A 12,788-nucleotide genomic window follows, 5' to 3' on the forward strand; every position below is an offset into this window, starting at 1 on the left:
AACGGCTGCACATTTCCGGGCGAGTTAGCCGGCCACGCGTCGGCGCCAGGCGCGTTCGGTCGCCGGCGCCTCGTCGGTGGTGATCTGATCCGGCTTTAGCGCCATCAGCGCCGAAAAGCTCCGCCATTCGTCTTCACTGAACCCAGCCTCCGGATCCTTCAGCGTGAAGGTCCAAGCATCGACGCGTTTGCCTTCGTCACGGCAGAGGCCTATCATGTCGAGGCCATCCTTGGCGGCGGCAAGGATCAGCGGCCAGTGGAGATAGACCGTGTCCGGTTCGGACGGGCCGCTGAGGCCGGCGCGCAATTCCGTTTCGACCGCCTTCCAGCCGCCGGCCTGCCTGATATCGTAAAGCTTGTCGGTCGGGTCGATGCCGCGCAGCAGATGCGGAAGCTTTTCCTTGACGGCGATGATGAGGTCGAGACTGCCGGCGCTGACGATCACCGAGGCGGAGACATCGCGGAAATGTTCGGCAAGGTGCGCTATGCCGCCGACGCCGATCGCTTCGTAATCGTCCTTGATGTCGAATTGCAGCAGTGCCGTCGGGTGCGATGATTGTATCATGGCGGCGAGATCCTCGCTGAGGGTCAGCGGCCGGTCCCCGTCCTTCATCCTGATCTTGCGGAGGTCAGCGAGGCTCGTGCCGGCGATCGGTCCATGGCCTGTCGTTTCACCTTCGAGCTCGCTGTCGTGCAGCACGACGAAACCGCCGTCGGCGCGCACGCGCAGATCGAGCTCCATCGATGCGCCTGTCGCAAAACCCTCCGCCATCACCTCGGCAGAGAACAACGGATCGGTAAGGCGCTTACGCAGCCGGTGCCATTTCAGGCGAGTGCGATGTCCCTCGTGGAAAATTTCCAGGCCTTGCGTATCCAGCAATCTCGTCATCTGCATCCGGTCTCCGCGATGCCACTCTCCTGCCTTGCCAAGCCGCAATTATCAAGATCCGAATATAGGTTTCAGCGACTGTAGGCTGCAGCTATCACCTCTACAGCGGCGGCGATATTCGCGGCACGACCGGCATGCCTCAGGGCTGCGCCGCAGGCGACGACGTTCGACAGCACCGTCTGGAATGCGGCACGCGAACCTGTGTGGTTCAGCCGTAGGATGTGGGCGGCGGCCCCGGTGCCTGCGGCCAGTTCAACCCCCAGGCGCCCTGCGGATGCGATCAGCGTGGCCGGCGCCAGCCCCTCCGGCATCGGTACCGCCGTCACCAGGTTCGAAGCCTTTGCCGCCGGCACCCAGCTTCCGGCGCCGAGTGCGGCAAGCCCGGCCCGCGTCGCCGATGCCGCCAGCGCATGGCGGGCAATGACATTCTCCAGCCCCTCGGCCTCGACGCGGTCGAGCGCGGCCTCCAGCGCAAAGAATTCCAGCGGCGCCGGCGTTCCCGGCAGGACGCGCCGGCCGTCGTCGATCCATCGCTTCAGATCGGCCAGCGACAGGATCGAATCGCGCGGGGCGCCGTCCTTGAGAATGAGATCCCAGGCACGCTGACTGATGGAGAGCGCAGAGACCCCCGCCGGACCACCGAGCGCCTTCTGCGGACCGATCACCGCGATGTCGATGCCGAGATCGTCGACCTCGAGCTGATGTCCGCCGACCGAGGCGACCGCATCGACGACGGTGACGATGCCGCGGGCGCGCGCCAGCGTGAGGATCTCTGGCAGCGGGTTGAGAATGCCGCTCGCAGATTCCGCGTGAACCACGGCGAGCACATCGATGTGAGGGCCGGCATCGAGCGCTTTGGCGACGGCGTCAATCTCGACCGGCAGGCCCGGTTCGGCGACGAGATTGCGAACAATTGCGCCGCCTCGCCGCAGCCACTGCCCGAACCAGTCGCCATAGGGACTGGTGACGAGGTTGAGGGCTGAAAGGCCGGGACGGGCAAGGCTGACCGCCGCCGCTTCCAGCGCCACCACCGCCTCTGCCTGCACCAGCACGATGTCGCTGCGGCTGCGCAGGATGCCGCCGATCCTGTCGGCGAGAACCGCATAGCGCTCCGCAGGATAGGAGGGCACGCCGTGCAGGGGATTCCAACCAAGATCGGACATGGGCATCTCCTTCAAGAGGGATCGGTCATGAGGCGAGGGACGGCGGCAACAAGCGCGCGGGCGGCCTCCGATTGCGGCGCTGCGACGACTGTCGCCGCCGGACCAGTCTCGACGATCCGCCCGCCGTCAATGACGGCGATGCGGTGGGAGACGGCGCGGACCACGGCAAGATCGTGCGAAATGAACAGACAGGCAATGCCCTGTTGCCTCTGCAGATCGACCAGAAGTTCGAGGATCCGGCCGCGCACGGTGACGTCGAGCGCCGAGACCGCCTCGTCGAGCACCAGCAGCGATGGCCGTGTGGCGATCGCCCGGGCAATCGCCACACGCTGGCGCTGGCCGCCGGAGAGCGCGCGGACCGGCCGGCGGGCATAGTCGGCAGGCAGGCCGACACGTTCGAGAAGCTCGGCGATCTCGCCGGCGCGCCGGTCTTTCGACACGACGCCGTGGATGCGCAAGGGATCATCGAGCACCGAGCCGACATTCGCCAGCGGGTTGAAGGCGGCCAGAGGATCCTGGAACACCGTCTGCAGGCGCGCGCGCCTGCGGCGCAGGGCAGCACCTTTCAGCGTCAGCCAGTCCTCTCCCTCGAAACGGATCGCACCGGCATCACAGGAGAGAAGCCGCAGCAGGATGCGCGACAATGTCGATTTTCCGCTGCCGGAGGCGCCGACCAGACCGAGCGTTTCCCCGGCTGCGATCGCCAGTGACACCTTGTCGAGGGCGACAACCCGGCGGCCCGACGACGAAAAGCCTTTCGAGATGTTTTCGATGGAAAGCAGCGGGCTCACGGCGCTACCTCTGAAATCAGCGGTGGTGTCGCCAGATCGCGATGGCTGGCAATGAGGGCCGCGGTATAGCTGCTTTGGGGCGCCGAAACCACCGAACGGACGGGACCGGCCTCGACGAGGCGTGCATCGCGGAAAACGGCGGTCCGGTCGACGAAGCCGGATGCGAGCGCGATATCGTGGGTGATGAAGAGCAGCGTCATGCCGTCCTCGCGCACCAGCCCGTCGAGCAGGCGGACGATCTCGGCCTGGACGACGACATCGAGGGCGCTCGTCGCCTCGTCGGCGATCAGCAGCGCAGGCTTGGCAGCGATTGCTGCTGCGATCGCCACCCGCTGGCGCTGGCCGCCGGAAAGCTGATGCGGAAAGGCCCGCAGCGCCTTCCCGGGCTGCGGCATCCGTACCCGTTCCAGCAGTTCCTCGGCCCTGATGGCGGCCTGTTTCCAGCTAAGCCCGAGATGACGCCTGGCGCCTTCGGCGATCTGTTCTCCGATTGTCAGGACAGGATTGAGGCTCGTGCCCGGATCCTGGAAAACGAAGCCGAAATCACGGCCCGGGCGGGGCGGACGGCCGAGCGCGGGCCAGAGCATTTCGCCGGTGACTTTCGTTCCCTCGGGCAGCAGACCGGCGAGTGCCCGGGCGAGCGTGCTCTTGCCGGAGCCGCTTTCACCGATGATTGCCAGCCTTTCGCCGGCGGCGATATCGAGATCGATGCGGTCGAGAGCGGCGGCAGCATTGTTTTTGTCGCGCCGATAGGTGACCGAAAGCTGCCGGAGGCTGCAGAAGATATCGCTCATGCCCCCCTCCTGCCGTCATCGCCAAGCGCCCTGCCGAAACCTTCGCTGAAGAGATGAACGCCGAGCACGGTCACGGCAAGTGCGGCGCCCGGTATGACGGAGAGATAGGCGGCCGAGCGCAGCACACTGCGGCCCTCGGCGATCATCGCGCCCCAGGTGGCGATATTCGGATTGCCGAGGCCGAGAAAGGAAAGCGCCGCCTCGGTGAGGATCGCGCCGGCGACGATGGTGGCGGAGAGCGCCAGCACCGGCGGCAACGCGTTCGGCAGGATCTCGCGGAAGGCGATCTCCGCGGGATGCATGCCGATCACCCTTGCCGAGGCGACATAATCCTGCTCGCGGATTGCCAGCACCTGGGCTCGCATCAGCCGCGCCGGATCGGCCCAGGCGCCAAGCGCGATGGCAAGCACGACGATCGGGGTCGACACACCGATCGTGCTGACGAAGGCAAGCGCAAGCAGGAAGCCCGGCACGATCTGGAAGGCGTCGACCACGCGCATCAACGCCTCGTCGACGAAGCCGCCGGAAAATCCGGCCGCCATGCCGACGCAGACGCCGAGGACCATGGCCGAAAAGGCTGCCGCGAGGCCGACGGCAAGCGAGGTTCGCGCGCCATAGAGCAGGCCGGCGAGCACATCACGTCCGAGGCGATCCGTGCCAAGTGGAAAGGCCGGGTCGGTGAAGGGCGCAAGCAGCGCCCGCCCGGCGATCCTCAGCGGATCGCCGGGCGAAATGACGGGGGCAAGCAGCCCGGTCGATAGCAGGATGACCAGGATTGCAAATCCGGCCATGCCTTCCCACGTGCCGAGCAGACGCTGGAAACGGCTCATGTGCCGCCCTCCGAAGCGCCGATGCGCGGGTCGAGCGCGGCATAAATAAGATCGACGAAGAAATTGACCGATATGACGAGAACGGCGCTGGTGACGACGATGCCCATCAACAGCGGCGCGTCGCGGCCGTTGACCGCCTCCTGTGCCAAGCGCCCGAAACCGGGGATCGCAAAGACGCTCTCGATCACCACGCTGCCGCCGAGCATGGCCGCCGATTGCAGCCCGAGCATGGTGACGAGCGGCAGCAGCGCATTGCGCGCCACATGGCGCAGCACAATGCGGCTGCGCGACAGGCCCTTGGCGCGGGCAAAGAGGACGAAATCGAGCTTCCAGGCCTCGGCCATGCCGGCCCGCATCACCCGCAGGAACAAGGCGAGATAGATCAGGGCCAGTGCGCCGACCGGCAGGACCAGATGCTCTGATATGTCGAGGCCACGGGAAAACCCGCTCTTGCCCGAAGCGATCGTCTCGATGCCGGCGATCGGAAACCAGCGCAGCTTCACCGAAAAGGCGATGCTCAGGACCAGGCCGAGCCAGAAGCTCGGAATGGCATAGACGATCAGCGAGCCGATCGACAGCAACCGGTCGCGCAAGCTTCCCGGCCGCGCCCCGGCGAGGATGCCAAGCGCCGAACCGAGACCGAAGGAAAGTGCCGTCGCGCTGCCCATCAACAGCAGCGTATTGGGCAGCCGTTCGGCGATGAGCGCGCCGACCGGCCGGTCGAAGGCGACCGACCAGCCGAGATCGAGCCGCGCCAGCGAGGAAAGATAGAGCCAGAGCCGCGCCAGCACGGACCGGTCGAGGCCGTAGCTCTCGCGCAGCGCCTGCCTCAGTGCCGCATCGCCGCCGCCGATCGCGCCGAGATAGGCGTCGACGGCATCGCCCGAGGCGGATTCGAGCAGGAAAAAGGTGAAGATCACCACGATCAGCAGCACCGGAATGCTGCTGATCGCCCTGCGCCTCAGGAGAGTGATTGCACGTTTCACGCCGGACAGGGCCTCTGGAGGAGATTTGCCGCCGATCTATCTTTGTTTTTACGCAATTCCGAACGCAAAACCGCGGCACACTTTTGCTGGAATTGCTCTATCACGATTGCAGCGCGGTATCGCCCCAGTTCGAGACGGCCCAGCGCGGATTGTCCGAAACATTGAGGACGCTGTCACGCGCGACGGTGATGAAGCCCCATTCCGCGACGTTGATCAGCGGCAGATCGGCGCCGACGAGCTGCTGGAACTTGCGGTAGAGATCCGTGCGCGCCGCCGTGTCGACGGTCTCGGAGGCCTGCTTGATGATCTTGTCGAGCTCCAGATTGGCATAGCCCCCCTGATTGGAGAAGGGAACGCCATCAGGCGTGCCGGACTGGACGAGAATGGTGGTGGAGATCGCCGGATCGCCGCGGAAGACCGGCGGGGCGACGGCAAGGTCGAAATCATGGTCGGTATAAACAGCCTTCTGATGCGCGGCCGCATCGGCATTGACGATCTCGGCATCGATGCCGATGGCGGCAAGCGCCTGGCGAAGGTAATCGCCGAACTGGCGGGTCTCGTTGAAGTAGGGCGCAGGCCGGAGCTTCAGCGTGAAGCGGCTGCCGTCCGCCCCCTTGGCATACCCCGCCTTGTCGAGAATATCGTTGGCGGCCGCCGGATTGAAATCATAGGTCGCGACATCGGATGTATAGAATTCCGGCGCATTCTTCGGCACCGGTCCGGTGGCGGCGGCGGCATAACCGAGGAAGATCGTGTCGACCACGAATTTCTTGTCGATCGCGTGTGCGATCGCCTGGCGGACCCGGAGATCGGCGAGTTCCTTGCGGCGGTGATTGATCTCGACGACAAGCTGATAGGTCAGGGCCTCGTAGCCTTTCGAAATCACCTTGATGCCCTCGACCTTGGAGATGCGGTCGAGATCGGCCAGCGGCACCGCCGAGAAGGCAGCAAGCTGAATCTCGTCGGCTTCGAGCGCCGCACCCGCCGACGCGCGGTCGGGCAGCACGCGGAAGATGATCTCGTCAAGCTTCGGCTGGTCCTTGTCCCAATAATTCTCATTGCGCGTCAGCCGGTAGTATTCGCCGGGCTTGTGTTCGGCGAACTTGAATGGGCCGGTGCCGATGAGCGTATTGTTGGCCGGATTGGTAGCGATATCGCTGCCGTCGAAGATGTGTTTGGCGACGACGCTGGTGACGACGGGCAGGGCATTGCGGATGAGCTGGAACGGCGTCGGCTTGGAGAAGCGGAAGATGGCGGTGTAGTCGTCGGGCGTATCGACGGCTTCGAGATTGGCGAAGACCAGGCGGCCGAGATTCTGCAGCGGCTTCCATATTTTAAGGGCGGAGAAGGCAACGTCGACCGAGGTGAACGGCTTGCCGTCGTGCCAGGTGACGCCGTCGCGCAGCTTGAAGGTGACGGAACGGCCGTCGGCCGAGCCTTCCCAGGAGGTGGCGAGCCGCGGCGCAAGCCCGTCCTTGCCGTCGAACGAGGCTTCGGCCAGGGGTTCGATCACCTTGCTGGCGATGAAAAAGACGCCGTTTGAAGCGACGAGGGCAGGGTTGAGGTTCTTGGGCTCGGAATCGGCCGCAACGACCAGTCTCCCGCCGCCAGGTGCTGTCTGCGCCAGCGTCTGGCGGGCGAGCGCCGTCGAGGCAAGCAGCAGGGCGGTGCCCTTCATCAGCATACGCCGCGAGATTTCTGGAATGGTCATGAGCCCTCCTGATCGATCGAAACCAGCCACCATATTCGACCCGAAACACCGGTTCGGATAGAGATTAGATTCGAATGATCGGGCTCCGCGAGACATTTTTTGTCACCCAGCCATTATATCCCCTGCCGTGCTCGCAGGGCTGCCGAAGCCGGCAACCTTCAGACCTCCGTCAGCTGAAACGCGTCGCTTTCCCCTGCCACCAGTTCGAGCGGCCAGATGATGTTGCCACCGTCAGTGGAATAGTATTCTCGATAGGCCGGCATGTGGGCGAGCAGCATCTGGCCGAGCGCCACGCCAAGATCGTACAGCGACATGCGGAAACAGCTGAGCGGCGGCTGCAGAAACCGGGCGCGCGGAGCATCGCGGAAGCCGATCACCGCGAGATCACGGCCGGGCATGACGCCCGATTCCATCAGGCGGCGGTAAAGGCCGATCGCCATCAACTCGTAGATCAGGATCACGGCCGTCGGCCGTTGCGCCAACAGCAGCAGTTCATGGCCCGCTTGATAGCCGCCCTGTTCGCTCGAATTGACGCGGATGACGAGCGACGGATCAAAGGCGATACCGTGCCGCTCGAGCGTATGGCGATAGCTCTCGACAAAGACATAGCCGAGATTGACCTCGCTCGACGGCGCGGTAATTGCGATCCGGCGGTGGCCGCGCGCAACCAAGCGCTCGACGGCACGCTCGGCTACGCCCTCGAAATCGAGATCGATCCATGGGAAATTGTTCGCCGACAGACTGCGACCGACTGTAACGAACGGAATTTTTGCCCGCGACAGAAGATCGATGCGACGGTCGATGCGCTGCGTATTCGAGATGATCATCGCATCGACGATGCGCCGCGCTACCATGCGCTTCAAATATTCGTGCGGGTCCTCATCGCTCGGGCAGGGCAGCATGACGAGATCGAGCTTGTGGCGGGCGAAGACGCTCTGCAAGCCACTGGTGACGCCGAGGAAGAAGTTATCGGCATTTTCGACCGCCTCCGCGCTGGATTCGATCATCAGGCCGATGACCTTGGTCTCTCCCTGCCTCAAGCTCCGCCCCGACTGGTTGGCGACATAGCCGAATTCCTCGGCCGCCGCCAACACCCGAAGACGGGTTTCCTCGTTGACATCAGGCCTGCCGTTCAGAGCGCGGGAGACCGTTCCGATCGAGATATCCAGGGATTCGGCAAGCTGGCGAATCCCTTTCATCTGTTGTGTTTTTCCTCCCGCCCGTAATTTCACAATTGGCCTCTATTGACTCCGCAAAATGTTTTCGCATACAGTCGTAAACGTTTACGGAGTGCATGTCACGAGGAGAGTTGACAGTATTCCCTGGAGGAAATCGTGAAATTCAGTGCCATTCTGTGCGGGTGCGGAGCTATGTCCAAAGGTTGGTTGCGGGCCATCGCATCCAACCCTGATCTCGCCGAGTCCATCACCATCGTCGGCCTCGTCGACCTCAATCGCGAGACGGCCGAAAAGCTCGCTGCCGAGTTCGGCCTCGACAGCGCCGTCATCGGCTCGAATCTCTCCGAGGTCATCGCGGCCACCAAGGCCGATCTGGTCTTCGACATCGTCATTCCGGCCGCCCGCTACGATGTCGTTTCGACGGCGCTCAAGGCCGGCTGCCATGTGCTCAGCGAAAAGCCGATGGCTGCCTCGCTTGCCGAGGGGGCCGCGCTGATCGACCTTGCCGCCGAAACCGGCCGCATCCACGCCGTCATCCAGAACCGTCGCTTCATCTCCGGCATCCGGCGCCTGCGCCGTTTCGTCGACAGCGGCGCCATCGGTGAACTCACCGCTATTCATTGCGATTTCTTCCTCGCGCCGCATTTCGGCGGCTTCCGTGAAGAAATGGACAATGTCCTGCTGCTCGACATGGCGATCCACACCTTCGATGCCGCGCGTTACGTCGCCGACAGGAAACCGCTCACCGTCTATTGCGTCGAGCGCAATCCGAAGGGGTCGTGGTACCGGCACGGCGCCTCGGCGAACGCCATCTTCGAATTCTCCGACGACATCGTCTTCACCTATCGCGGCTCCTGGTGCGCCGAGGGCGAGCGCACCAGTTGGGAAAGCCAGTGGCGTCTCGTCGGCTCGAAGGGCATGCTCACCTGGGATGGCGAGGAGAGTTTCAAGGCGGCCGTCGCCGGCGAGGAGCCCGGCCTGTTGCGCGGCTCTGCTGTCGTAAACGTTCCCGGTCCGGAACACGATGCCGAAACCCACGGCCATGCCAGCGTCATCGCCGATTTCATCGCCGCGATCCGCACCGGCAAACATCCCGAGACGGTCAATTCCGACAATATCCGAAGCCTCGCCATGGTCTTCGGCGCCATCGAAAGCGCCAAAACCGGCCGGCGCATCGAAATTTCAGCATAGGAAGACGTGACGTGAGCAACCCTGCAAAATCCATTCGCATCGGCACCATGGTCAGCGGCAACAAGGGCAATGCCGCCGAGCGCATCGGCCAGATTGCCGACCTGGGCTTCGAGAGCTTCGAGCCCTTCTTCTGGCAGACGACCAAGGGTCAGGATCTCGCCGAGCTCGGCAAGCGCTGCCTCGATGCGATCGGCGACCGCGACATCACGATCTCCACGCTCGGCATGTTCGGCAATCCGCTGGAAGAGAGCGCGATCGATCTCGAGACGCTGCAGGGCTGGAAGGACTGCATCGACAATGCCCATCATTTCGGTGCGACCTGCGTCGCCGGCTTCACCGGCCGCATTCGCGGTAAGCCGCTGACCGACAGTCTTCCGCGCTACAAAGAGATCTGGAGTGAACTCGCCAGGCGCGCCGCCGACAAGGGCGTCAGGATCGCCTTCGAGAATTGCGCCATGGACGGCAACTGGGAAAGCGGCGACTGGAACATCGCCCATAATCCGGACGCCTGGGAGCTGATCTTCAACGAGACGCCGGACGATCATATCGGGCTGGAATGGGAGCCGTGCCATCAGATGGTCTATCTGATCGATCCCATGCCGCAGATCCGCAAATGGGCCCACAAGATCTTCCACGTCCACGGCAAGGACGCGACCATCCGCTGGGAAGTCATCAAGGAGCACGGCATCTTCGGCAAGGAGAAGTTCGTCTTCATGCGCACGCCGGGCTTCGGCGACAGCAACTGGACCGACATCATTTCCGAACTGCGGCTTGCCGGCTGGTCGGGTTCGATCGACATCGAAGGCTGGCACGACCCGGTCTATCGCGACGAACTCGAAATGACCGGCCAGGTTCACGGGCTCAACTATCTAAAGAAATGCCGGGGCGGAGATTTCATTGTTGATCCCTGATCAACCGCCTAAGGTGGAGCGCCGCCGGGCTGGGAGGCCGGGCGGGGCGCCATGACTGACTAACTGGTCTTTTCGCGGCGCAGCCGCTTTTTTGGGAGGAAGGCATGAAAAGAATTGCAACACTTGCGCTAGCACTCGGCACGGCGATGCTGATGACATCGATCGGCCATGCCGAACAGAAGACCTTCAAGATCTGGTGGTTCGAGGAGCCGACCACGGCTCAGGGCATTGTCTGGAAGAAGGCGCTTGAGGAGTTCAAGGCGAAACACCCTGACATCAACGTCAGCTTCGAGCAGAAGACCTTTCAGCAGTTGCAGGCCTCAGGAGGCATGATCCTCAATTCCGACCAGGCCCCCGACGTGCTTGAGTACAACAAGGGCAACGCGACCGCTGGCTTGGTGGCAAGCCAGGGATTGCTGACCAATCTGGATGCCTACGTGAAGAAGGAGGGCTGGGACAAGATCCTTAACGAAGGCGATTTTGTCCTAAGCCGTTACGACGAAAAGGGCATCTATGGCTCCGGTCCTGTTTGGGGCGTGTCTGTCTTCGGCGAATATGTTTCGTGCTTCTACAATATCGACATGTTCGAAAAGGCAGGCCTCAAGCCGCCGACGACGCTTGAAGAGTGGGTCGCTGACCTGGAAGCCTTCAAGCAGAAAGGTCTCACGCCTCTCGCGCTCGGCGCCATCGACACCAGTGGCCAGCACTTGCTTGCCTCTCTCGCCTACACCAAGGCCGATGACGCCTGGATCCAGAATTATCAGGGTTTGAAGGCCCCACTCGACGGCGCGCCTTACCTCTATGCGGCGCAGACATTGGTGGACTGGGTTGGCAAGGGCTACATCAGCAAGGACTCCACGGGCATGAAGGACCCGGACGCAGCTCTGCTCTTTACCTCCGGCAAGGCACCGATGTACGTCTCGGGCACGTGGAATCTCGGCACCTTTGCCTCGACGATCAAGGACTTCAAGTGGGGTCAGTTCGTAATTCCGACGCCGAAATATTCTGTCGGCTCGACAGGCAATCTCTGGGTCGTTCCCAAGAGCAGCAAGAATCCCGACCTCGCCGCCGAGTGGATCAGCCTGACCTTGTCGCCGAAGTACCAAGCTGAACTCGGCAATGCGGGCGGCGTCCCGATCGCTGCTGATCTTTCCGCCATCACCAACCCGATCGGTAAGAACGCTGCAGCGGTTTTCAAGCAGATCTCTGACAAAAACGGCCTCGGTTTCTATCCTGACTGGCCGGTCCCCGGTTACTACGACGTGCTCAATCAGAAAGACACCGGCCTCTTCCAGGGCAGTCTGACTGCGGAGCAGTTCGTCGAAGAGATCAAGCAGGTCTACGACGACGCGCAGGAGAATCAGTAACGCGACCTTGAACGCTGGGCTGCGCCTCCGGCGCAGCCCATTGTGGTAGGCTGAAGGAAGAATGATATGGCCATAACCAGCCAGCGATCGAGCGACGGGTCACGAAGCTATAGCCTCTACCTCATCCCGGGGATGATCGGCTTCATTCTGATCGTGCTCATACCGCAGCTTGCTAATATCGGGCTGAGTTTCACGGCATGGAAAGGCGTTGGCACGCCGCGACCGGTCGGCTTGCAGAACTATCATCGCCTGCTTGCGGATGATCAATTCTGGGGATCGATGTATCACACGCTGCTGTTCATCGTCTCGATGACCGTGATACCCGTGTGCATCGGCCTGGTACTGGCGGCTCTGCTGTTCGACTACGTCAGGGACCAATTCGGGGAATGGGTCTCAAGCTTCTTCAGGGCCGGTTTCTACCTACCGCAGATCCTGCCCGTAACGGTCGCGGGCGTGCTCTGGGGTTGGATTCTCAATCCCGTCGGTGTCATCAACATCACGCTAAAGGCTATCGGCCTTGACAATCTTGCCCAGAACTGGATCGGCGATGCAACATACGCGCTTGCGGCCGTCTCGCTCGTTATTGTCTGGATACAGGTCGGCTATTGTCTGGTGGTTTTCATGGCCGGTCTTTCGCGCATCGACCCTTCTCTCTACGAGGCTGCCGACCTCGACGGGGCGAACTGGTGGAGCCGGCTGGTGACACTCACCATTCCACTCCTGGCGCCGGAGATTTTCGTCGTTGTGCTGACGACGCTGATCGCAGCGCTTAAAGTGTTTGCGCCAATCTTCGTCATCACCGCCGGCGGCCCCGACAATTCCACCCTGGTACCATCCTATCTGACCTACTACCATTTCTTCACAACACAACGCGTCGGCTATGCCGCAGCTATCGCGGTCGTGCAAACGACTCTGACGATCGCTTTGGCTGTGATTTTCCTACGCTTCCAGAGCCGGCAGGAGTCGAAGGGGTAGATC

At 62.7% G+C, this 12,788-nt stretch carries 12 protein-coding genes; 4 read left to right on the forward strand and 8 right to left on the reverse strand.

Going from position 1 to position 12,788, the window contains the following annotated elements; genetic code table 11:
* Positions 1–24: 24 nt before the first annotated feature.
* The 8 genes from EFD56_RS25275 to EFD56_RS25310 all read right to left on the reverse strand — a co-directional run bounded on the left by EFD56_RS25275 (position 25) and on the right by EFD56_RS25310 (position 8,362).
* On the reverse strand, positions 25–894 hold the full coding sequence (locus EFD56_RS25275; RefSeq protein ID WP_126906600.1) for a glycerophosphodiester phosphodiesterase: 870 nt from the start codon (positions 892–894) through the stop codon (positions 25–27).
* A 65-nt stretch (positions 895–959) separates the two neighbouring features.
* Positions 960–2,051 (reverse strand): pyridoxal-phosphate-dependent aminotransferase family protein, encoded by a 1,092-nt coding sequence (locus tag EFD56_RS25280; protein ID WP_126906601.1) that lies wholly within the window; start codon positions 2,049–2,051, stop codon positions 960–962.
* An 11-nt stretch (positions 2,052–2,062) separates the two neighbouring features.
* Positions 2,063–2,842: an ABC transporter ATP-binding protein gene (locus tag EFD56_RS25285; protein ID WP_126906602.1), complete on the reverse strand. Its 780-nt coding sequence runs from the start codon at positions 2,840–2,842 to the stop codon at positions 2,063–2,065.
* The gene (locus tag EFD56_RS25290) at positions 2,839–3,636 is read right to left on the reverse strand and encodes an ABC transporter ATP-binding protein (protein ID WP_085744329.1); all 798 of its coding nucleotides are present in this window, start codon (positions 3,634–3,636) and stop codon (positions 2,839–2,841) included. Before EFD56_RS25290 ends, EFD56_RS25285 begins: the two co-directional genes overlap by 4 nt.
* Positions 3,633–4,466: an ABC transporter permease gene (locus EFD56_RS25295; protein ID WP_126906603.1), complete on the reverse strand. Its 834-nt coding sequence runs from the start codon at positions 4,464–4,466 to the stop codon at positions 3,633–3,635. The genes EFD56_RS25290 and EFD56_RS25295 overlap by 4 nt, the downstream gene beginning before the upstream one ends.
* Positions 4,463–5,452, reverse strand: a complete 990-nt coding sequence (locus EFD56_RS25300; protein ID WP_126906604.1) for an ABC transporter permease — start codon at positions 5,450–5,452, stop codon at positions 4,463–4,465. The genes EFD56_RS25295 and EFD56_RS25300 overlap by 4 nt, the downstream gene beginning before the upstream one ends.
* A 100-nt stretch (positions 5,453–5,552) precedes the next feature.
* Positions 5,553–7,163, reverse strand: a complete 1,611-nt coding sequence (locus EFD56_RS25305; protein ID WP_126906605.1) for an ABC transporter substrate-binding protein — start codon at positions 7,161–7,163, stop codon at positions 5,553–5,555.
* Positions 7,164–7,321: 158 nt separating this feature from the next.
* Positions 7,322–8,362, reverse strand: a complete 1,041-nt coding sequence (locus EFD56_RS25310; RefSeq protein WP_126906606.1) for a substrate-binding domain-containing protein — start codon at positions 8,360–8,362, stop codon at positions 7,322–7,324.
* A 135-nt stretch (positions 8,363–8,497) separates the two neighbouring features.
* Between EFD56_RS25310 and EFD56_RS25315 the strand changes: the two genes are divergently transcribed.
* The 4 genes from EFD56_RS25315 (at position 8,498) to EFD56_RS25330 (ending at position 12,785) form a co-directional block, all read left to right on the forward strand.
* Positions 8,498–9,532: a Gfo/Idh/MocA family protein gene (locus EFD56_RS25315; protein ID WP_126906607.1), complete on the forward strand. Its 1,035-nt coding sequence runs from the start codon at positions 8,498–8,500 to the stop codon at positions 9,530–9,532.
* Between the two features lie 11 nt (positions 9,533–9,543).
* Positions 9,544–10,443: a sugar phosphate isomerase/epimerase family protein gene (locus EFD56_RS25320; protein WP_126906608.1), complete on the forward strand. Its 900-nt coding sequence runs from the start codon at positions 9,544–9,546 to the stop codon at positions 10,441–10,443.
* A gap of 104 nt (positions 10,444–10,547) precedes the next feature.
* Positions 10,548–11,810 (forward strand): ABC transporter substrate-binding protein, encoded by a 1,263-nt coding sequence (locus EFD56_RS25325; protein ID WP_004680247.1) that lies wholly within the window; start codon positions 10,548–10,550, stop codon positions 11,808–11,810.
* Between the two features lie 66 nt (positions 11,811–11,876).
* The gene (locus EFD56_RS25330) at positions 11,877–12,785 is read left to right on the forward strand and encodes a carbohydrate ABC transporter permease (protein WP_004680246.1); all 909 of its coding nucleotides are present in this window, start codon (positions 11,877–11,879) and stop codon (positions 12,783–12,785) included.
* Positions 12,786–12,788 lie beyond the last annotated feature (3 nt).

The organism is Rhizobium phaseoli (assembly GCF_003985125.1).
Taxonomy (GTDB): Bacteria; Pseudomonadota; Alphaproteobacteria; order Rhizobiales; family Rhizobiaceae; genus Rhizobium; species Rhizobium phaseoli.